The organism is Streptomyces sp. NWU339, assembly GCF_003143855.1.
In the GTDB taxonomy this organism is placed as follows: domain Bacteria; phylum Actinomycetota; class Actinomycetes; order Streptomycetales; family Streptomycetaceae; genus Streptomyces.
The window spans coordinates 1-20464 of sequence record NZ_QFRK01000079.1; the positions used below are offsets into that span (position 1 = coordinate 1).

Here is a 20464-nt window from a genome sequence, read left to right on the forward strand (position 1 = left end):
CTCCGGGCCCACCTGGTCCAGGTCCCGGCCCGGATCGCGCGATCCGCACGACGCATCACCCTGCACCTGCCCTGCAACTGGCCCTGGGAGCAAGCCTGGACACACCTCTTCGACACCGTCCACGACCCACCCGCACTGGCCTGATCCCCCTGCCCACCCCGCCCGCCAGGGCTCGACCGGAACCGCACCGTGGAAAAGCTGGGCAGACCAGCAGAAACAACCTGCCCATCCACGATCACCGACCGAAACCAGCTCACAAAACGATCAAGAGATCACCTTCAGAGCACGTCGGTGGATCGAGGCTAAGCAGGTACGGCCCAGCTCAGAGGCCGGATCACTGAGGTCGGAAACGTGCTGCATGGCCGGGCCGTCAGCCCCACAGGTTGTCAACGACGACGTGCTCTCCTGGGAGCGGGCGCTGACCCGGCTCGCCGCCGAGGCCCTGCGCGTCACCCGCGACCGGCAGCCCGCCCCGGAATCCATGGCCCGCCTCGAAGTGGGCTCTGCCCGCTGTGGAGGTCTCCGCCGAGGAGGTCAAGGCCGCGCAGCGGGCCGCGATGCCCGGGAATACCCAGCTTCGATTCCGCCTGGCCTGCACGCCGAACGGCACCCGCCCCGAGGCGAGGGCGGGTGCCGGTCGGCGTGCAGGCCGCGGGTAGAGGACCTACCCGGTCATGGAGGGGGCGATGGGTGACAGGGCCGGAGCGAGCTGCACTCCGGGGGCCAGGCCGAGGGCGACGAGAGCGTCGGGCAGGCCGCGTCCGACGCGGGCCGCCTCCAGAGTTGCCGGGGCGGCCAGTTGGCGGCAGCTGGCGGCGATGATCTCGAACAGGTGCTGCACCCGGCCGGGTCCGCGGGGCAGCAGCTGGCCGTGGAAGTCCTCGTGGTGAGCGAGCACGAGCGCGGCGAGACCGGCGACGTGGGCCGAGGCCGTGCCGGTGCCGTCCAGGGCGGTGTAGCCGCCCTGCGCGGCGCACGACAGGACCGCCACGCCAGGGGCGACCGCATCGACTCCGGGGCCGTAGCAGCTGAACGGTGCCGCGAACAGCCCTTCCGGTGTCAACTGCGGCCCCGTATGGGTGGCTTGGGAGGCGTCCTGCGGGTAGGAGCCGAAGACGCCCAGTGCGCCGACGGCGAACACGGTGGGCAGCGCGCCCGGGAAAGTGACCGGTCCACCGGTGTCGCCCGCCGGGGCGACGCAGGCGACGCCCGCCGCGTTGGCGTCGGCGAGTTTGCGGGAGACCAGCGCCGAGGTGTAGGGCGTCGCCACCGCGATGTGGGCGATGTCGACCTCGCGCTCGATGCAGTGGTCCAGGGCCGCGATCAGGTCGCTGAAGTGCCCGTCGGGCATGACCTGGCAGACCTCGATCTCGGCGTCGACGGCGATGCCGATGACGCCCTTGCCGGTGTCGGCCCCGGCGATGATGCCCGCCGCGTGGGTACCGCTGCCCACCGTGTCGTGCGCCCAGCCCTCGTCCGTGCCGTGGACGATGCCGACCCCGGACCTCACGCGTTGCTTCAGATCGGRGTGCTCGGCGCTGACGCCCGAACCGATCATGCCGACCTTGATGCCGAAGGCGCGGAACGTGGGAGGCAGCCGGTCGAGCCGCATGGCCTGCTGGCCCCAGCCGTACTGCTGCCGCTGCTCCAGTTCCGGGTACACCTTGGACAGCGGGGTGAGGGTGACGAGGTTCTCCCGGGCCGCCGACAGGTCGGGGCGAGGGATCCAGCGGTCCGCGTATCCGCCCGTGGGACGTACGTACAGGGACTGGACGGACTGTTCGGTCTCCGTCGCCAGGGTGACGGTGACCGTCCCGTCAGCCCCGGTGATGCCCTGACTCGGCCAGCTCGCCCCGATCAGGAACACCCCGGCTCCGGCCAGCGGTTCCTCGTCCGGGCCGCAGACGCGCAGCGCGATCTTCACGGGTTGTTCCAGGGGCATGACCAGCCCCGGATCACGCAGCGACAGCATGCCCGCGGTCTGTGTGGCGGCGGGTACKGTTGCGGACAGTGGCAGATCCGGTTCGATGTGCACGCGCAGCGACCGCATCGCCGGTACCTGGGCCTCGGCCGCCTCGACGACCGCGATCTCCGGGCAGGAGGGGGGCAGTTCCGCCGACTGGAGCTTCTCCGGCGGCCGGAGTCTGCGGACCACCGTGACCTCGGGCATCCGGTCCAGCCGGTCGCACACCGCGTCCATGCTCAGTTCGGGAACTCCCGGTGGGAGCAGTTGCTGCGGTAGTGGTGTCACCATGTACCGCGACCGGCGCGGCTGCACCTCGATCGGTGACGGCGCGCCTTTGGTGCGTGGCGCCTCTTCTTTTTTGCCCTCGGGTGCCGGTCCGCCGGCCCCCGCGCCCCCGGGCCCGCTCTCACGGTTGTTTCCGGGCCTTCCCTTGACCATTACGTCCACCTTCACCACGCCAACGTCGTCCTTGTGCTCCTGATCCCGTCCCAGGCGGCTCGCGCTTCCACGGTGATGCGGTGTGCCCAGGAACCGCTCCTGGGCACACCGCATCGCGCGCCGCTGGACGTCAGCCGATACCGAAGGGCTGACCACCCATCTGGCCGAACCCGAAGCCGGGCTGCTGGTACTGCGGGACCGGCTGGCCGAACGACTGCGGACCGTACCCGCCGCCCCACGGCTGCTGACCCTGCATGCCCTGCATGCCCTGCATGCCCTGCATGCCCTGCTGGCTCTGCTGGCTCTGCTGGAGCAGCGTCACGATCGCGTTCGGCAGCGCCTGCTGCACGGACTGCTCCACGGCGTGGCGCACGGCCCCGGCCAACGTGCGGTGCAGCACGAGGGCCATGTACGGGTGCGCCTGCTGGGCCAGCTCCGGCCGCTGCTGCAGCTGCTGCTGGATCTGCTGGATCTGCTGGAACGTCTGCTGCACCTGCTGCGCGACCTGCTGGGCCGTCTGCTGACACGCCTGCTGGATGGTCTGCTGGACCATCTGGGCGATCTGCTGCGAGCCGCCCATCTGCTGACCGCCCATCTGCGGGCCGCCGAACTGCGAGCCGTGCTGCTGGAGGGGTTGGGTACCGGTCATCACCGACATGAATGCTCCGTTCGATGCCATGGAAAGCCAACACAAGGAACGACATTGGCCYTATCGGAACAAATCCGACGTGTTGAAGCTAAGTTGACGACGCCCGGTCCGCAATCGGACGAGCTGCTCCCGGGGRGCAGACCCCTCGATCGGCTCCGGCGACTGGTGAGCCGTGGGTGGCGTGGCAGGATGGGCTGCTTTGGGAGATGGCGGACGACGGCGCGGGCGGCGCACCGGCACTGCCTGGTGCGGGCGGCGGGCACTTCTGCAGCGCCTTCGACACCATCGGTCAAGCAGCGGGCTTGTCTTACCTACCGGGTGGAGCACTGAGCTGCAACGAGGCAGGCTGGTGAGCCATGTGGGGGTCGCGGAGGGCTTCGCGGACGGTGGGGGCGGTGCACACGTCGAGGTCCCCGGCCACGGTCACCCGGCAGCTGCCGGGCCCGGTGGCGCGGGAGTCCACCCGGATCATGTCGTACACCGCACCCCCTGCGCGCGTCGCTGAGCGGGCCGTGCCTTCACCGTACGCCGCAACGCCGGGGCAGCGCGCTCTTCGCCGTGATGCCGGTGGCCGCGACCAGGCGCCAGAGACGGGAGCCGGTGAGGGCAGCTCCAACCTGGCGATGGACTTCTTCCACGTGGGCTGCGCACTCCTGACTCGGCCGTACGTGGCGTTCGTCATCGAGCACCGCACCCGCCGGGTCCACCTGCTGGGCGTGACCCGGTACCCGACCAGCACCTGGGCCACGCAGCCGGCCCGGGACTTCACCGCCGATCTCGAGCAGACTCGGCACCGGTTCCGCCGTCTGCTCCGGGACCGTGACGCCAAGTTCACCGAGGCCTTCGACGCCGTACTCGCCGCGCGCGGGATCGACGTGCTGCTCACGGCTCCCCAAGCGCTGCGGATGAACGCGATCGCCGAGCGGTTCGTGCGCACTGTCCGCGCCGAGTGCACCGACCGAATGCTCATCGGCGGCGAGCGTCACCTGCGCACGGTCCTTGACCGCTACCTCGCTCACTACAACGGCGGGCGCAGTCATCAAGGCGCCGGACTGAGCCTGCGCGCCCCCGACGACCCGAACGTGATCCCGTTCCCGGTCCGGGCGGGGCGGGCCCGCCGCAAACCCGTTCTCGGTGGGCTGATCAACGAGTACGAAGCCGCAGCGTGAACCACCAGGTGAGACCTGGTGACTGAGTTTCGGAAGTAGTACAGGCGGGACCTCAGCCCCGCCGCCCCATCGCCTGCGCGGCCTTCACGTCGGCCGCATACCGGTCCACGTACTCCTGGCCCGACAGCCGCAGGATCGCGTACGTGATCTCGTCGGTGACGGCCCGCAGCACCGTCTTCTGGTGCGCCATCCCCGCACAGCGCGAGAAGTCCAGCGGCTTGCCGAAACGGATCGTGACCGCCGGRAGTCTCGGCAGGACMCGYCCCGGAGCCCGGATCTGGAACGTGCCCACCATCGCGCACGGAATCACCGGAACCTGCGCGCCCAGAGCCAGCACCGCCACCCCGACCTTGCCCCTGTACAGTCGGCCGTCGGGCGAACGCGTGCCCTCCGGATAGATCGCGAGCAGTTTCCCCTTCGCCAGCACCCCCAGCCCCTYCCGGAGCGCCGCCYGCCCCGCGGCCCCGCCCGACCGGTCCACCGAAATCTGCCCGGCACCGCGGAGAACGAGCGCGGTCAGCCGRCCCCGGAGACCCGGCGCCGTGAAGTACTCCGCCTTGGCCAGGAACGTGATGCGCCGCTTCAGGACCGCGGGCATGAGGAGGGGATCCACGAAGGACAGATGGTTCCCGGCGACGATCGCCGCGCCCTGCGGCGGAACATGCTCGAGCCCCTCGACCCGCGGCCGGAACAGCAGCCGCAGCAACGGCCCCGGAAAGACGTACTTGAGCAGGTAATAGAACACGGGCGGCTTCTCCACTGCCGACTCGGCTCCCCGGTACCTCCGGGCCGGGTGGTCAGGTCCTATCCTCCCGGCCGGGACCCGGTCAATGGTCACCGCCGCGTGTCCGCTCGCGCATCCCCCGCGCGCCGGCCCCGGGCACCCGGGCAGGCCACGGAGCGGGCGAAGGCGCTGTGGTGGGGGCCCCTCGACTACGCCCCGCCGTCCAGCCCGCCCCGCCGGCGCTCGTCACCGGGATCTTCGTCCCCCGCGACCGACAGCGTAAGAAGCAGACAGCGGTACGGGCCCCTCGCTAGTGTGATGCGCCAGAGATCCGTCGGCAGAGGTGGGCGAGGGATTCGAGGATCTCTTCGGCGGTCTTCGTCCAGATGAACGGCTTGGGGTCCTCGTTCCACTCCTTGACCCAGGCGCGGATATCAGCTTCGAGGGCTTGCACGTTCTTGTGGGCGCCGCGGCGGATCATCTGGTCGGCCAGGAAGCCGAACCACCGCTCGACCTGATTGATCCACGAGGAACCGGTCGGGGTGAGGTGCATATGAAAACGTGGGTGTTTGGACAGCCACGTCCTGATCGCGGGTGTTTTGTGGGTGCCGTAGTTGTCACAGATCAGGTGGATCTGCAGGTGTGCCGGCACCTCCTTGTCGATCTTGATGAGGAACTTCTTGAACTCCGCCGCCCGGTGCCGGCGGTGCAGGGAGCTGATGACCTCGCCGGTGGCGACGTCGAACGCGGCGAACAGCGTGGTCAGCCCGTTGCGGACATAGTCGTGGGTGCGCCGCTCGGGCATCCCGGGCATCATCGGCAGCACCGGCTGGGACCGGTCCAGGGCCTAGATCTGGGACTTCTCGTCCACCGAGAGGACCACCGCACCCTCGGGCGGGTTGAAGTACAGCCCGACGACGTCGTAGACCTTCTCCACGAACAACGGGTCCGTGGACAGCTTGAAGGTGTCCGTCAGGTGCGGCTTGAGCTGGAACCTCCGCCAGATCCGGCCGACGGTGGACCTGGACAGGCCGCTGTGCTCGGCCATCGACCTCCGCGACCAGTGCGTGGCGTTCTTCGGGATCTCCTCCAGCGTGGCGACCACGACCGCCTCCACCTGGTCCACGCCGATGGTGGGCGGCCGGCCCGGCCGGGGCTCGTCGGCCAGGCCGTCCAGCCGCTCGGCCAGGAACCGCCGCCGCCACTTGCGGACCGTGTCCGCGGAGATCCGCAGCTCCCGGGGCGCTGTCACGTTGTTGGGTGCCTGGGTCTCTGACGACGCGTCGAGGCGTGGCGGGGGTCGGGTTTCGGGCCGGTGTTCAGGCCTCGGCGGGCAGGCCGGCAACGCCGGTGACCTGATCCCAGATGGCGAAGCGGATGGTCATCTCGGCTCGGTGGCCGGGGGCGGTCATCAGGTGGCGGCGGGGCCGGAAGTGGGGTGAGATGCCGCTAAACGCGGACAGGAATCTTTGTGCGGCGCCGACGGAGCGGAAGCCCTTCATGGCGCGTTCGCGCTGCCTCGTCGGCTGATGACTGTTCTCCGCCCGGTTGTTCAGGCTCTTGTGCGAGCGGTGTTCCACCGAGGGCATGATCTCGCGGTGCGCCGCGCTGTAGGAACGGAGCTTGTCCGTGACGATCACCCTCGGCACGGCCCCGATTCCTTTGAGGAGCCGACGGAAGAAGCGCCTGGCCGCGACCTTGTCCCGCCGGTTCTGGACGAGGATGTCGAGGACGTTGCCGTTCTGGTCGACGGCCCGCCACAGATACTTCAGCTCGCCGTTGATCTTCACGAAGACCTCGTCCAGGTGCCACTTATCACCGGGCCGGGGCCGGCGTCGACGCAGTGCGTTGGCGTAGACCTGCCCGAACTTCGCGCACCAGCGCCGGATCGTCTCGTACGAGACGAGCACACCGCGCTCGAGCATCAGCTCCTCGACCTCCCGGAAGCGGAAGTACAGCCATACTGCGTGCGCGATCACCTCCACTGGGTACCGGTGCCCCTGGTACGACGGCGGCACGGACGACACGAGCGAATCCTCCCCGGCACGATCAACCACAAGATCATCCCACGCCGGTCAGCCAACGTGACAACGCCCCGCGTCGTCTGACCCCAGCGCCCGAACAGGCCCGGCACCCTCCGCGGTGCCGGGCCTTTGTGTCGGGCCGCGCTCCCCCCGACGCCGAGCGCACCCCCCGCCCCGATGCTGCCGGCCCGCTCCCGCCACGCCTCCGTCCGCTCCCTGGCGCGGTACGCCCGCCCCGGCGGCGACGCGGCCGCCGCCCCCGGCGCCGCCCCCGGCCCGGCCGCCCGCCGGAGGGGCCGACCGCGGTCCCCTGCCGCCAGCCCTCGGCGGGCGCCCCACGAGCCGGGGCTTATCCCTGCTGTTCAGCGACGTGCAGCGGCTTCCGGGAGGCTCCACATCGGCGGCGGGCGTTACGGCTTCGCGCCAGGACTGCGCCCGCCGGCCTGCGTGCCGACGGGCGGCCCGTCGGCACGCAGGCCGGCAGAATCTTGCGGCGCGGCGGTGGCCGTGGCCGGGGACGACCGGCGCCCGCAGGCCCGGCAGCGCCGGGAGGCCTCGGCCGTGCGGCCCGCGATGAGGAGGAAGCCGAACTCGACGGCCTTCGCGTAGYGGCGCCGCCACCGGCGTTCTGCCTGGGCGCACGCCTTCGAGCAGGACTGGGCGTCACTGCGGGCGGTCGCCTTCAGCGGCTTGCGGCCGTGGCCGGCCCCGGCGCACGCCGGGGCCGGCCACGGCCTCACCGTACGCTCGGCTGCTCGATCGTGAAGGCGCTGCCGGTGTGGGAGAGCCGCAGCAGCCGGGCCAGGACGTGCGGGACCGCGCACAACCGCAACTCGGCCCCGGCGGCCTTCGCCGCGCGGGCGGCGGCCAGCAGCGCGGACAGTCCGGAGCAGTCGCAGAAGGACAGTCCGGCGCAGTCCACCTCCACCCGCTCRTGACGGCTCACGGCGTCGCGGAGGGCGTCGCGGACGGTGGGGGCGGTGCACACGTCGAGGTCCCCGGCCACGGTCACCCGGCAGCTGCCGGGCCCGGTGGCGTGGGATTCCACCTGGATCATGTCGTACACCGCGCCCCCTGCGCGCGTCGCTGAGCGGGCCGTGCCTTCACCGTACGCCGCAACGCCGGGGCAGCGCGCTCTTCGCCGTGATGCCGGTGGCCGCGACCAGGCGCCAGAGACGGGCGTCCCGGTCGGTGAGATTGCCCATGTGGCGGCGGACGAAGCCGGGGACGGCGTACTGACGCCGGTAGGGCAGCTGGTCCCTGACCTGGGTGTAGGTGTGAATCCACTGGGCGAGGTGGAGGCCGATACGGAATTGGGGCGAGCGGAGTTTCGGCCAGGCGCTGTTCCAGTAGATGTCGGTGGCGATCAGCATGAGGAGGCACTGGGCCCAGATGTTGGCCGTGCTGGGGCCGTGCTCGATGCGCAAAACCGTGGCCCAGGTCGCCGGCGGCTAAAGAGGAAGGCTCCGGTGAGCAGGGTGTAGCGGACGGCGTTGGGGCTCTTGCACCGGCGAGATCCGTAACGGCTTCGCCCACATCCACGTCGTCATGGGCGTCGAAGGCGACCGTGTGATCGCCGGGCACCTCCACAAGGCCCACATCGGCACACACTTCGCCCGCGCGTACGTCATCCCAGTCGGCTGGCCCGCCCACCGCCGCCCCGGCCGCCCCGTGGGGGGCGGGCCTTCGCTGTACCCGCCGCCGGGACCGATTGAGGTTACAGCCCGGCTCCGGGCTCGTCGGCGGCCGCGGTCCGCAGCGGCCGGTGTCCCCTTTCGTCGAGCTGGGCGAGTTCACGCTCGTAGTCGACGGTGATGGAACCGTAGTAGCTGACCATCGAGCTGCGGGCCGGGGAGATGTGCGCCAGGACCTCGGCGTCCACCTTGCGGCCGACGGTGCGCAGTTCACCGACGGCCAGGCCCATGTACTCGGTGTGCCAGCAGACCACCGCGTTCGTCACCACGGTCAGGCACCACGCCTGCTCGTTCTGCTGCTCGGGCTGGCTGCGGGTGACCTTGCCCTCGCGGGCGTAGTGGAGCTGGCGGCGCAGAAAGTGGAGCGACTCGCCCTTGTTGAGCTGCCGGGCGCTCTTGCACCTATATGGGGTCCCGGTAGTTCTCGCCGAAAGAACAACGCTAAGCCTCGATCCACCGGGTGATGGTTCGTCCAGTGCCTGGACATGAAAGTGGAGATGCACTCTGACCTGGGAAAATAGGAGTTCTCTAGGCTTCTACTCAACCAGTTCGGAGGTGCATCTCCGGGATGCATTCTTCCACGCCGCCACGTGCGGTGTCCGCTGTGTTCGATGACCCGAACCTGGTTGCGCATGCCGGGCTGGTTCCGGTGATGCGGCTGGCCGAACGGTGTGGGCTGTCGGACCTGGTGACGCAGAAGGTGAAGCTGACCGGGACGACGAACGGCGCGGGGGCTGCGGCGGACTCCAAGGTCAGCAGCATCGTGGCCGGCATGGCGGCGGGCGCGGACAGCATCGACGACCTCCGCGTGCTGCGGCACGGGGCGATGCCGACGCTGTTCGGCGGTATTCGCGCCCCGTCCACGCTCGGCATCTTCCTTCGCGCGTTCACCCACGGTCATGCCCTCCAACTCCATGCTGTGCACCGCAGATTCCTGGCCGCGCTGGCCGCGCGCACTCCACTGCTGCCCGGCTCTGGAGAGAAGGCGTTCATCGATGTCGACTCCACCCACAAACGCGTCTACGGCCGGACCAAGCAGGGCGCCGAGTACGGCCGGTTCAAGGGCATCCGCACCCTGCACCCCCTCCTCGCCACGGTCTGCACCCCGCACGCACGGCCGGTGATCGCCACGGTGCGGATGCGACGCGGCAAAGCAGCAGACTCCCGGGGCGCCCCGAAATTCGTGAGCGAGGCCCTGGCCACCGCCGTCGAGGCCGGCTGCACTGGCCTGCGCATCCTGCGGGCCGACTCTCAGTTCTACAACGCCGGGGTAATCGCCGCCTGCCACCGGGCCGGCGCCCACTTCTCGATCACCACCGGGATGAACCCCTCCATCAAGCGGGCCGTCCTCGGCATCCCCAACGACGCCTGGCAGCAGATCAGTTACCCGACCGCGGTCCCCGACCCCGAGACCGGTGAACTCATCTCGGACGCCGAAGTCGCCGAGATACCCGAATACACCGCGTTCGCCAGCCGGAAGAAAGCAGATCGGGTCACCGCCCGGCTGATCGTGCGCCGGGTCCGTGACCTGGCCAAACCCGCCGTCGTGGGCGAGCAGGGCGAGCTGTTTCCCGTCTGGCGCTACCACCCCTTCTTCACCGACCAGCCCGCCGCAACCCTGCAGGCCGAGCGGGAACACCGCCATCACGCCGTGGTCGAGCAGGTCATCGCGGACAGCAAGGCCGGGGCCCTGGCCCATCTGCCGTCCGGGCACTTCCACGCCAACGCGGCCTGGCTGACCCTGTGGGCGATGGCCTACAACCTGCTGCGGGCCGCAGGTTCCCTGGCCTCCGCGTTCCACGCCAAGGCCACCACGGCCACCCTCCGGGCCCACCTGGTCCAGGTCCCGGCCCGGATCGCGCGATCCGCACGACGCATCACCCTGCACCTGCCCTGCAACTGGCCCTGGGAGCAAGCCTGGACACACCTCTTCGACACCGTCCACGACCCACCCGCACTGGCCTGATCCCCCTGCCCACCCCGCCCGCCAGGGCTCGACCGGAACCGCACCGTGGAAAAGCTGGGCAGACCAGCAGAAACAACCTGCCCATCCACGATCACCGACCGAAACCAGCTCACAAAACGATCAAGAGATCACCTTCAGAGCACGTCGGTGGATCGAGGCTAAGGGATAGCTTGCCCCGTTTGAGTCGCACATGCGGAGAATTCCGCGATCACAGCCCCACGGGCGAACCGACTGAAGTAGGCCGCTTCAAGACAGTTGACGCCCTGAGAGGGGCGGCAAGTCACCTGAAATACCGCGGAGCCATGCAGTGGCGACCAAATCTCGCACGCCGTGACTACTTGCTGGCTTAGCTGCGAATACGCGACACCACAACATGCGGGCTTACCAGTCGAGGCCGGGAACCGTGCTCCACCTTCACCAGCGCACCAAGGAGAATCCATGCCCGTCTCCCGGCCTGACCCCGCCGTGGTCGACATCCCCGTCGACAAGCCGGTCAACCTCAACACGCTGGTGACCCAGCACCACCTGAACACCCAAGGCTACAACGGCAGCTTGGGCCCGACTGTCATCATGGACGACGCGAACGGCATCACGAATGCCGGTGAGCGGTGGATCTTCAGCCAGGTGGGTGCCAACACCTACACCATCAGGAACGCCGAGACAGCGTACAAGCGATACCTGGCATCGGTCGCAGATGGCCGTGGTGCCTTGAGCGTTCACCTGGTCGACGTCCCCGATGGTGCCTCGGCGGCGCGCTGGAGCGTGCGTCCCAACCCCCTCTTCGCCACCGGTTTCAGCCTGCATCCCGAAGGTCGTCCGGATCTGGCGGTCTCAGAGGGCTTCTCGAAACCGAGTGTGGGGGCTGGGTTTGTGCTGGTCAGGCATGATGCCGGGGTGGGTGAGGTAGGTCCGGTGCGTCCGTGATGGTGGCGTGCTGGAGGTACGTGATGGCGTCGGTGCTGGGGCGGCTGGAGGAGCGGGAGCGTGCGGCCCGCAAGCGGGTGGAGGAGCTGCAGGCCGAGCTGGAGGCGGCGCAGTCGGAGTGGGACGAGTGGCTGATCGCCCGCAGGCGGGTCGGCGAGGTGTGGGACGGCGGCGAAACCGCGGGCCGGGACGGTGAGCCGGCCAGGCCCGGGTCGGTGGTTCCCCTCTGGCGGGAGGGGCTGTCGGCCGCAGTGCTGGCGCCGGAGTATCGGCAGGTCATGGGCCTGCTGGCCGAACGCCGCACCACCGGCGGCCAGCCACTGAACTGCCGTGAGATCACTTGCTTGTTGGGGCTGGAGGTGGTTCCGGCGAAGATCGAGGGTGTGCGGAGCAAGCTCAAGCGGCTCGCTGCGCGGGGATGGGCGCACGAGCCGGCGCCGGGCCGGTTCGCCTGCGGTGGCGGTCGAGGCGGCGGGTCATGACCATGGTCATCGACCACAGGATCATCGCCTCCGACGACGCGGGCAGCCGCTCGTAGTCGCGGGCCAGGCGGCGGGAGCGGGTGAGCCAGGCGAAGGTCCGCTCCACGATCCACCGCTTGGGCAGCACGGTGAAGCCCTGGTGGTCGTCGCTGCGGCGGATGACGGTCAGCATCAGGTTCAGGACGGTGGCGCACCAGCCCACCAGCATGCCGGTGTATCCGCTGTCCGCCCACACCCGCCGGAGCCGGTGATGCCGTGAGGTGGCCCGGGCGAGGAGGCCCTGGGCGGCGTGGCGGTCCCCCGTCGAGGCGGGGGTGACCATCACCGCCAGGATCAGGCCGAGGGTGTCCACCATGAGGTGCCGCTTGCGGCCCTTGACCTTCTTCCCGCCGTCATAGCCGCTGGTCGCGGCTGCGACCGTGGACGTGCCCTTGGCGGACTGCGAGTCGATCACTCCCGCCGTCGGCTCCGCGTCCCGGCCCTCCGCGTGACGGGTCGCGGCGCGCAGCCGGTCGTGGAACTCATCGATCAGCCCCTGCTTGCGCCASCGGGTGAAGAACCGGTGCACCGCCTTCCACGGCGGGTAATCGGCRGGCAGCGCGGGCCACTTCACGCCGTTGTCCACCAYGTACCGGATCGCGTCGAGTATGTCCCGGTGGCAGTACTCCTCCGGCCGGCCGCCCCGGCCCTCGGCCCACGCCGGCACCGGGATCATGGCGCGGACCGCRGCCCACTCCGTGTCCGTCATGTCGGTCGGATAGCGGTGCCCGCCGGACGGATGGTCCGCGGCGTTGCCATGCGTGTGGGCGAAACAGTCGCACACCCGCGTGTCCGCAGTGGACTCTTCCMCRGCGGRCCGATACAACTGCGGCAACAGGGCCTCCCGGTGAGCAGTGGCGTAGACACCCTCTGCACTACCGAGAGGCCCTGCCTTCATGCCCCCGCACGGCCACGATCACCCGAACAGCACACCCGTACGGAACCCCCAGCCCCACGCCCGGTTTCGAGAAGCCTTCTCACCCCAAATCTTCCCCTATGGCAACGGTGCCGCCGTCCCCGTGTGGCTGGACTACTTCGTCCCGTATCTCGCCCAGTTCTGGACCATCGGACCCGAGCGCATGGACATGAACCCTCCCAAGCCCTGACCGCGGGCCGGTCCGGAGCATGCCGAGGGGCGCGTGATGATCTACCCTCCCCGGCAAACAGCTCCCGGATCTGGGGTCCGTGGAGTATCCGAGCAGGGATCACCGCCACGGCGTTCGGTTTCCCGAACGCTTCGGCCTCGCTGGTCAGTGGCGGCCCTGGCGGAGTGGGTGGTACGCCTCGACGGGGTCCTCGTCGGTCTCTCCGCGCCGGCACCCGAGCTCCGGGCGGCACTTCCTCACCCACTCACCTGCCACCCGCGACCGCCTTCCATCCCGTCGGCACCACCCTCCTGCGTTCGGGAAACCGAACGCCGTGGCGGTGATCCCTGCGCGGACACGCCCCGAACCCCCTTGCCCCGGTGCTCGGTAAGGAAGCGGGCCGGCCCGAGTGCCGACGCCCACCGGGTCAGATGCGGTCGGCGACGATGAGGAGGTAGTGGAAGCTGCCTTCCTTGTAGGCGGTGAGGAACGAATCCTCGATGCCGGTGGCCACGGAGGACTTGGCCCGCAGTTCCCAGTACGGGAGGGTGTCCGGGGTCAGGTCGACGACCTTGATGGGGACGAGGTTGTTGGCGGCGAGCGCCTTGAAGTAGTGGCTGCGGGGGTGGATGTTGCAGGTGTAGTGCTCGTCGATGCGGCTGACCGCCTTGGAGCGCAGTCCGGTGACGTCGTTGGAGCATCCGGTGATGCAGACGTACCGGCCGCCGTACTCCAGCAGCCGGGAGAGCTCCGCGAACAGCTGGAAAAGGTCCACGTACATGGTGGTCTCGTTGGTCCAGATCGCGCGGCGGGATCCGCTGTCGAGACGGGTGTCGAGCATGTTGCGGAAGTGGAAGCGCACCTTGTCGGAGACACCGCGCTTTTCGGCCTGCTCGTTGGCGAAGGCGACCTGCTGCTCGGAGATGCTGACGCCGTCCACGGGGCAGCCGAAGCGGGTGTGGGCCATGAAGCTGGTGCCGCCGCGGCCGGAGCCGGCGTCCAGCAGGCGGTCGTCGGGGGTGATGGCGCCGAGGTGGTCGAGCAGGACCTCGGCCTGCGCGGTCTCCAGGCGGTGCAGTTCTTCGATGATGCGCTGGTCGCGGGTGTCGGCCGGTGCGTCCAGGACGGAGGGGTCGTACTCGCCGAGTCCGTAGTGGTGGTGGTAGAGGCCGTCGACTTCGCCGAGGCGGATGTTGACGGGGTCCTTCTCCTTGTTCCAGTAGTCCGCCACCGACTTCTGGTAGTCGGTGCGCAGCACGTCGCGCATGACGATGGCTTCCATTTCGGTGCCGATTCTGGGCATGGGGGTCCTTACTCGGGTGTCGGAAGGGGAAGGGGCGGCCTCAGGCGGTGCCGGCCGTGGTGTGGTAGCGGGCGCTGCCCGCGTGCCATTCACGGCTGCCGCCCATCCAGGCCCACACACCGGCCAGGAAGCGGGCCAGTGCGGGGGAGCCGGTCGCGGCCAGGGCGGCCGCCTCGGCCTCGTAGGCGTGCATCAGTTCGTCGTGGATCTCGACGGTCCGCTCCACGGCCTCGTCGAGCGAGCACTGCTCCTCCACGGCGATGAGCCGCGGCAGGCTGAAGTCCGTGGGGTCTTCCTTGCCCATGGAGTACAGGTCGTTGACGATCACGCTGGCGGAACCCGCCAGGGTGAACACCCGGCGCACGCGGGGGTCGGCGAACTCCGCCTGGGGAAGCTCGTAACCGGCGACCGCGTCGACGAGCACCATGCACGGCACGAAGCTGTTCTCGTGCCGGTGCATCAGGAACTCCCAGACCGGCGGCGTCTGTCGGGCAGTGTGCCAGACGGCTTCCTGGTTGTACGCCACGAACATGATGGCCAGCTCGTGGCGGAGCCGGCGCATCTGCGTGGTCGTGGCGTAGTGGGCGAGGTTGTCGAGGGCGGAGCGCAGGGCGACCACGACCGGGTCCTTGCGGACGACCTCCTCCAGTTGCGGTGCGTACGCCCGTGGCAGGTGGGCCTGGTCGATCACCGAGTGGGCGATCGCGAGGCGCCGGCCCAGCAGTTCGGGGCGTGCCTCCTCGACCTCGCCGTCGACGTAGTGGTCGTCGACCGCCCACTCGGACAGCGCGCACCTGGCGGCCGCGAGCAGCCGGTCGGGATCGTCCGTCTCCGGGTGGGCCAGCATGATCAGGCGTCCGAAGTCGCAGGACCGGACCCGGTCGAGCTGACCGGGGTAGATGCCGACTTCCTCGGCCCAGGTGACGAGCCGCTCGTTGACCTCTTCTCCCAGGGCGGGGTCGTCGCGCACGGCGGGCGGACAGTGCAGCACGGGGCCTTGCGGGCTGCTGCCAGAGCTCGGTGTCCGCCCGCCGAGGCGGGCCGCTGAGGAGCCGAGGCCGGTCGGACCGCCCGGGAGGCGGAGGCTGCGCTCCCGCACGGCCGAGCCCGCCGCCGTGGCGTCGGCGGCGGACAGGGCGTGCCCGAGGAACCGCGCGGGGATGCGGGCCGCGGACGAGCCCAGCCCGGTCGGGCCCGTCGGGAGAGGACTGGATCCGCCGGCCGGGCGGGGTGGAGTGAAGAGATCGCGGCGGCCGGGGCGCCGCGGATCGCGCAGCAGGGCGGAGATGAGGTCCGCCGTGGTGTGGGCGGCCGCGGGCGCGCTCGCGCGGGAGATGAGCGACACGGCGGTCAGCTCCCGTTCGTCCGGGCGACCTCGACGTTCTCCAGGATGCCCAGGGCGTCGGGCACCAGGACCGCCGCGGAGTAGTAGGTGCTGACCAGGTACGAGATGATCGCCTTCTCGTCGATGCCCATGAACCGTACGTTCAGGCCCGGCTCGACCTCGTCCGGGATGCCGGTCTGGTACAGGCCGATGACGCCCTGGTCGTCCTCGCCGGTGCGCATGGCGATGATCGAGGAGGTGCCCTGCTTGGTGACCGGGATCTTGCCGCACGGCAGCAGGGGCACGCCGCGCCACGCGGGCAGCTGGTGGCCGTTGAGCTCCACTCCGCCGAAGTAGATGCCTCGCTTGTTGCACTCCCGGCCGAAGGCGGCGATCGCCTTGGGGTGGGCGAACATGCAGCGGGTGCTGCGCCGCATGCTCAGCAGTTCGTCCAGGTCGTCCGGGGTCGGCGGCCCGGAGTAGGTGGAGATCCGCTGGTCGTAGTCGGCGTTGTTGAGCAGGCCGAAGTCCTCGTTGTTGACCAGCTCGTACTCCTGCCGCTCCCGCAGGGCCTCGATGGTCAGGCGCAGCTGCTGTTCGGTCTGGTTCATCGGCTGGTTGTAGAGGTCGGCCACCCGCGTGTGCACCCGCAGGACGGTCTGCGCGACGCTCAGCTCGTACTCGCGGGGGTCGAGTTCGTAGTCCGCGAAGGTGGCCGGCAGGGCCGGCTCGCCCTCGTGCCCGGAGGCCAGCACGATGTCCGCCTCACCGGACCTGTTCACCGGCTTGTGCCCGTCCGAGCCGAGCCGGTCCACGTGGTCGCGCAGGTGGGCGTAGCGGTCGGCGACCGCCTTGTAGGCGCTGTGCGGCAGCGCCAGGATCGTGGTGGCGGTCGCCGCGCGGGCGGTGAACTCCCACTTGTCGTCCGTCCCGCCGAGTACCTGTCCGCCGAAGGCGTCGCCGTCGGCCATCAGCCCCAGGACCGCCTCATCGCCGTACGGCCCCTGGCCGATCTTCTCCACCTTGCCGTGCGCGATCAGGTAGACGTGATCGGCCTTGCGGCCCGCCTCGACGACGACCTGGCCGGGCTCGTACTCCTTCTGCACGAACTTCTCCGCCAGCGCGCCCAGTGCGTCGCCGTCCTCAAAACCGCGCAGCAGCGGCAGTTCGCCCAGCTCCTGCGGGACGACCCTCACCTTCGCGCCGGACTTGATGAAGCTCACCCGTCCGTCGCCGACCGTGAACGACAGACGCCGGTTGACCCGGTACGTCCCGCCCGGCACGTTCACCCACGGCAGCATCCGCGACAGCCACCGCGAGCTGATCCCCTGCATCTGGGGTTCGGACTTGGTGGTCGTCGCCAGGTTCCGCGCCGCCTGCGTACCCAGGCTCTGCTGCTCATGCTGTTCTGCGGCGTCTTCCACGGGGGGCGCACTCGTCTCGACCGACATGGCCACACCTCTTCCTTCCGGCGCTTCTCGTGCTCTTCACACGATGGAGCGGCGTGACAAACACCCGCCGCCGTCACGCTCTGTAAAAATGAATAGCAGTGAGTAGTCGATAATGGGTGATCGCCACGGCCGGTGTGCGGGGGCACATGCCCACCAGAAGAACGCGCCCCCGTGCGCCCCCGACCGGGGCGACCCGGGTTCACCCACTGAGCTCTGTACATCCTCAAAGACGCAGATCGAGGAGCCGGTGTGATCGGTCCCCGGAATACTCACGCCGGCCGTGGGCGGCTGCCCGCGGCGAAGACCGTCGGTCAGCGTGCGACCTCGATGCTGGTCAGCACGAGCAGGGCGCGCAGGAACGTGGTGGCGTCGTCGGCCGGGCCGGCGGCGTGACCCTGCCGGACGGGAAGACAGGAGCACAGCACAGTTCCGGGCCGCGCGCTACCGCCAGCGGTGGGTGCGTTGCCCTGGGGCCTTGACGACGTTCACGGACCCTTGGGGAACAGGGCGGGCAGGCGACGGGAGATTACTGGCTTCGGCGTTTCGGGGTCTGGCTGGCTTCGGCGTTTCGGGGTCTGGCTGGCTTCGGCGTTTCGGGGTCTGGGGAGTGTCCGCGCAGGGATCACCGCTACGGCGTTCAGTTTCCTGAACGCTCATGGGCGGTGCGGGGCAAGGTGGGAGGCGCGACGCCCGAGCGACGGACGCGGCCGATCGGGAGCGGTGTCAGCGGCCACTTTTCGTTCTCCCCGTAGGCGGCCAGGAGTTCGCCCCGCTGGCGAGCCGCTTGTCACGGCCGCCGTCAGTACCGGTACCGGCTCCTCCCTACCCAGACAGACTGTCCTGCAGTCCGGCACGTGGCATACGTCGCTGGATGCCGCCTTGAGGCACCACATTCGGTGACCACCATGCCCAGGGGTACACACGCCGATGGTGGCCATGGGCTCGCCCCTGAGGCATTGCCGAGAAGGCGGACCGACAGACCGGTTACCGCCCACCGGAGAACGCCCTGACCGTGGGGCTCAGCGGCGGATGGGGTCCGCACTCAAGTCGTCGCGCACCTGTGAAGGCAGCACCCGGTGCGCGGCGAGCTTCTCCTGGACCACGGCGCCCCTGCCGTCGCCGTCGACGCGCCGACGCCTGCGCGGTACGCGTGTCTATGCCTTGCGTACTGCGTTCAGGCAGCGGGCGGCGTGGGCGCGCAGGGCGTCAGCGAGTTCGGGTGGCGCGTTGGTGAGGGAGAAATCGGCATCGACCGAGGTGATCATCCAGGCGAGGTCACGGGGGTTGTCGGCGCCCAGGTGCAGGAGGCAGCTGTCGTCGTCGACGGGTTCGATCAACGCCTCAGCCAGCGAAATCCCCATAATCCCCCCTCGCCGGACGCCCGGCTCCCTACGTTCTCCGAGCACAGATTGCCCCATCCGCCCCACGCCCTGCAGCACTTCACCGCGCCTCAGCCCGGAGCAACGACCATCTACAGCTCGATGTCGATCCGCTCCACGTCGGCGAACTCCCCCCAAGGCCGTGACCCTGAGACGATGGTGCCCCGCCAGATGATGCACGCATCGGACCGACTTCAGCGCGGCCAGGGTGTTGGTGGCGCCCTTGCGGCGGCGGTTGACGCCCTTGTGCCCAAGTTCTCTTGGGTGTGGCCAGGGAACCGTTCAGTTGACCAATAGCCGTGGAGACAAGGAACCGCGATGCGCCGCATCGCTGCGCCGTGCCCGTTGCTCTGCTCAACCGCGGGGGCCGGGCCAGCGCACCAGGCCGTCACCCGTCGGTGCCTGGCACGTCGCCTCCTGTGGCGAGTCGTAGAACTCGTACGCCTCGCCCAGGCCGCCGAGGTGAAAGATCTTGAGCATCCGGGCGGAGGGGCACGTGATCCGCAACGATCCCTCGTACTGCCGGATGAGCCTGGTGATCGCTACGACCGTGCCGAGCCCCATCGAGTCCAGGAACGGCACGAAGCACAGGTCCAGGACGAAATGCCGGTGCCCGTCACCAAGCAGCGTGATCACTGCTTCACGGATCCTGGAATGACTACGGACATCTACCTCGCCGTCGACCTCAACAACGGTCCAGCCGTTCACCTGGTCGCAGCTGACGACGATGTCCTCGGTGCGGACGATGGTCGTTCGCATGGCCAACCCCCTTCGCGGCTTGGGATGGCACGAGGAACCCCCAGCGACGCGTTGCGAGGCTGTCCCGGTGTGTCTGTGCTGCCTGCAGATGCCGCCTGCTTCCATTCAACGCACCCGTCCCCTGATCGCAAGCCGGGTCGGGCCTGCGCCATCCGCGGCGGTTGCGCAGGCCCGACCACGGGGCACCTGCCGCCCCGACCACGACGGCCAGGGACCCCCACCACAAGCCCGACCACCGCAGGCCAGCGCGTAGCGCAGCCCAACCGGCCGAAGATTGCGCAGCACCCAGCACCGCTGCGCATTGGCGTGCGCAGCAGCCCAGTTGTCCGGTGCCTCGGGACTGCCCGGGTTGTGCAACCGACACGGGGTTGCGCGACCTCCAGCCGTCTGGGAGAAGGGCTGCGCAGTGGGCGCCGGGACGCCTCCGCATCGCGCGTGCAGGCCGGTTGGGCCGACCACAGACCCGACCAGCGCAGGTCAGCGCGCTGCGCAGCCCACCCGTCCGGAATGCGCAGGCCGGTGGAGTCACTGCGCATCGGTGCGCAGCGGCCCGGCCGGCCGGCACCCCGGGGACTGCCTGGGCTGTGCAACAGGTACCGAGGCGATTCGCGCATCCGGGCGCGCAGGCCGGTTGGGGCCGACCAGGCTGGGGCTGCTGAGGCTGATCCCTTGGAGTGGACACCCTGACAATGGATCTTGATGGTCCAGGGAGGGATGTCCAGGTGGGACGCCAGTCTCCGTACCCGGAGGAGTTCCGGAGGGACGCCGTCGCGCTGTATCGCGCGGGCGACGGCAAGCGCACGTACGCGGCCGTGGCCGCCGAGCTCGGGATCACCGGGGAGACACTGCGCACATGGGTCCGCAAGGACACCGGGGGCAACGTGTCGGCCGTCCGGGTCGCTCCCGCCCCGGACGGCCGACACGTTGCCCCCGGTGTCCTTGCGGACCCATGTGCGCAGTGTCTCCCCGGTGATCCCGAGCTCGGCGGCCACGGCCGCGTACGTGCGCTTGCCGTCGCCCGCGCGATACAGCGCGACGGCGTCCCTCCGGAACTCCTCCGGGTACGGAGACTGGCGTCCCACCTGGAC

At 69.7% G+C, this 20464-nt stretch carries 18 protein-coding genes and 3 pseudogenes; 6 read left to right on the forward strand and 15 right to left on the reverse strand.

What is annotated here, in order from left to right; all coding sequences use genetic code 11:
* Positions 1-664 precede the first annotated feature (664 nt).
* Together DIZ27_RS40805 and DIZ27_RS40810 are read right to left on the reverse strand one after the other, a co-directional pair.
* Positions 665-2254, reverse strand: a complete 1590-nt coding sequence (locus DIZ27_RS40805) for a S8 family serine peptidase (protein ID WP_258308815.1) — start codon at positions 2252-2254, stop codon at positions 665-667.
* A gap of 280 nt (positions 2255-2534) precedes the next feature.
* Entirely contained in the window at positions 2535-3062 is a 528-nt protein-coding gene (locus DIZ27_RS40810; RefSeq protein ID WP_109383384.1) for a hypothetical protein, read from the reverse strand.
* Between the two features lie 386 nt (positions 3063-3448).
* Between DIZ27_RS40810 and DIZ27_RS40815 the strand changes: the two genes are divergently transcribed.
* Positions 3449-4222, forward strand: a complete 774-nt coding sequence (locus tag DIZ27_RS40815; protein ID WP_258308816.1) for an integrase core domain-containing protein — start codon at positions 3449-3451, stop codon at positions 4220-4222.
* A gap of 52 nt (positions 4223-4274) precedes the next feature.
* Here the strand turns inward: DIZ27_RS40815 and DIZ27_RS40820 are convergent, their stop codons facing one another.
* The 6 genes and pseudogenes from DIZ27_RS40820 to DIZ27_RS40855 all read right to left on the reverse strand — a co-directional run bounded on the left by DIZ27_RS40820 (position 4275) and on the right by DIZ27_RS40855 (position 9167).
* Positions 4275-4967 carry a 1-acyl-sn-glycerol-3-phosphate acyltransferase gene (locus DIZ27_RS40820; protein ID WP_109383395.1) on the reverse strand — a complete coding sequence of 231 codons (693 nt, stop codon included), beginning with the start codon at positions 4965-4967 and terminating at the stop codon, positions 4275-4277.
* A gap of 289 nt (positions 4968-5256) precedes the next feature.
* Positions 5257-6237 (reverse strand): annotated as a pseudogene (locus DIZ27_RS40825) (IS630 family transposase); the annotation flags it as partial.
* A 28-nt stretch (positions 6238-6265) separates the two neighbouring features.
* Entirely contained in the window at positions 6266-6973 is a 708-nt protein-coding gene (locus DIZ27_RS40830) for an IS6 family transposase (RefSeq protein ID WP_109383386.1), read from the reverse strand.
* Positions 6974-7706: 733 nt separating this feature from the next.
* Positions 7707-8027 (reverse strand): STAS domain-containing protein, encoded by a 321-nt coding sequence (locus tag DIZ27_RS40840; protein ID WP_146229088.1) that lies wholly within the window; start codon positions 8025-8027, stop codon positions 7707-7709.
* Positions 8028-8073: 46 nt separating this feature from the next.
* A complete protein-coding gene (locus DIZ27_RS40845) occupies positions 8074-8397 on the reverse strand; it encodes a hypothetical protein (RefSeq protein WP_258308817.1) in 324 nt (107 codons plus the stop codon).
* A gap of 290 nt (positions 8398-8687) precedes the next feature.
* Positions 8688-9167 carry a Tn3 family transposase gene (locus DIZ27_RS40855; RefSeq protein ID WP_109383388.1) on the reverse strand — a complete coding sequence of 160 codons (480 nt, stop codon included), beginning with the start codon at positions 9165-9167 and terminating at the stop codon, positions 8688-8690.
* A gap of 65 nt (positions 9168-9232) precedes the next feature.
* Between DIZ27_RS40855 and DIZ27_RS40860 the strand changes: the two genes are divergently transcribed.
* The 3 genes from DIZ27_RS40860 to DIZ27_RS40870 all read left to right on the forward strand — a co-directional run bounded on the left by DIZ27_RS40860 (position 9233) and on the right by DIZ27_RS40870 (position 12036).
* Complete coding sequence (locus DIZ27_RS40860; protein WP_109381670.1) at positions 9233-10630, forward strand: IS1380 family transposase; 1398 nt, start codon at positions 9233-9235, stop codon at positions 10628-10630.
* A 438-nt stretch (positions 10631-11068) separates the two neighbouring features.
* Positions 11069-11554 carry an RICIN domain-containing protein gene (locus DIZ27_RS40865; RefSeq protein WP_109383389.1) on the forward strand — a complete coding sequence of 162 codons (486 nt, stop codon included), beginning with the start codon at positions 11069-11071 and terminating at the stop codon, positions 11552-11554.
* Positions 11555-11577: 23 nt separating this feature from the next.
* Positions 11578-12036: a hypothetical protein gene (locus DIZ27_RS40870; protein WP_109383390.1), complete on the forward strand. Its 459-nt coding sequence runs from the start codon at positions 11578-11580 to the stop codon at positions 12034-12036.
* On the opposite strand, the gene DIZ27_RS40875 is transcribed toward DIZ27_RS40870, so the two are convergent.
* Positions 11951-12784 (reverse strand): IS5 family transposase, encoded by an 834-nt coding sequence (locus DIZ27_RS40875; protein WP_109383396.1) that lies wholly within the window; start codon positions 12782-12784, stop codon positions 11951-11953. The two genes, DIZ27_RS40870 and DIZ27_RS40875, sit on opposite strands and share 86 nt — an antisense overlap.
* Before the next feature lie 187 nt (positions 12785-12971).
* Here DIZ27_RS40875 and DIZ27_RS45365 point away from each other — a divergent pair, with 187 nt between their 5' ends.
* On the forward strand, positions 12972-13181 hold the full coding sequence (locus tag DIZ27_RS45365) for a hypothetical protein (RefSeq protein ID WP_146229089.1): 210 nt from the start codon (positions 12972-12974) through the stop codon (positions 13179-13181).
* A gap of 406 nt (positions 13182-13587) precedes the next feature.
* Here DIZ27_RS45365 and DIZ27_RS40880 read toward each other — a convergent pair whose 3' ends face one another.
* The 5 genes from DIZ27_RS40880 to DIZ27_RS40900 all read right to left on the reverse strand — a co-directional run bounded on the left by DIZ27_RS40880 (position 13588) and on the right by DIZ27_RS40900 (position 19376).
* The gene (locus DIZ27_RS40880; RefSeq protein WP_258308818.1) at positions 13588-14463 is read right to left on the reverse strand and encodes a geranyl diphosphate 2-C-methyltransferase; all 876 of its coding nucleotides are present in this window, start codon (positions 14461-14463) and stop codon (positions 13588-13590) included.
* A 40-nt stretch (positions 14464-14503) separates the two neighbouring features.
* Positions 14504-15808 (reverse strand): family 2 encapsulin nanocompartment cargo protein terpene cyclase, encoded by a 1305-nt coding sequence (locus DIZ27_RS40885; RefSeq protein ID WP_109383391.1) that lies wholly within the window; start codon positions 15806-15808, stop codon positions 14504-14506.
* A gap of 5 nt (positions 15809-15813) precedes the next feature.
* Positions 15814-17238 carry a family 2B encapsulin nanocompartment shell protein gene (locus DIZ27_RS40890; RefSeq protein WP_109383392.1) on the reverse strand — a complete coding sequence of 475 codons (1425 nt, stop codon included), beginning with the start codon at positions 17236-17238 and terminating at the stop codon, positions 15814-15816.
* 1154 nt (positions 17239-18392) lie between these two features.
* A complete protein-coding gene (locus DIZ27_RS40895) occupies positions 18393-18599 on the reverse strand; it encodes a hypothetical protein (protein ID WP_109383393.1) in 207 nt (68 codons plus the stop codon).
* Positions 18600-18971: 372 nt separating this feature from the next.
* Entirely contained in the window at positions 18972-19376 is a 405-nt protein-coding gene (locus tag DIZ27_RS40900; RefSeq protein WP_109383394.1) for an STAS domain-containing protein, read from the reverse strand.
* A 722-nt stretch (positions 19377-20098) separates the two neighbouring features.
* Between DIZ27_RS40900 and DIZ27_RS49070 the strand changes: the two are divergent.
* Positions 20099-20365: pseudogene (locus DIZ27_RS49070) on the forward strand (transposase); the annotation flags it as partial.
* On the opposite strand, the pseudogene DIZ27_RS48045 reads toward DIZ27_RS49070, so the two are convergent.
* Positions 20363-20458: pseudogene (locus DIZ27_RS48045) on the reverse strand (hypothetical protein); the annotation flags it as partial. The pseudogenes DIZ27_RS49070 and DIZ27_RS48045 sit on opposite strands and share 3 nt — an antisense overlap.
* Positions 20459-20464 lie beyond the last annotated feature (6 nt).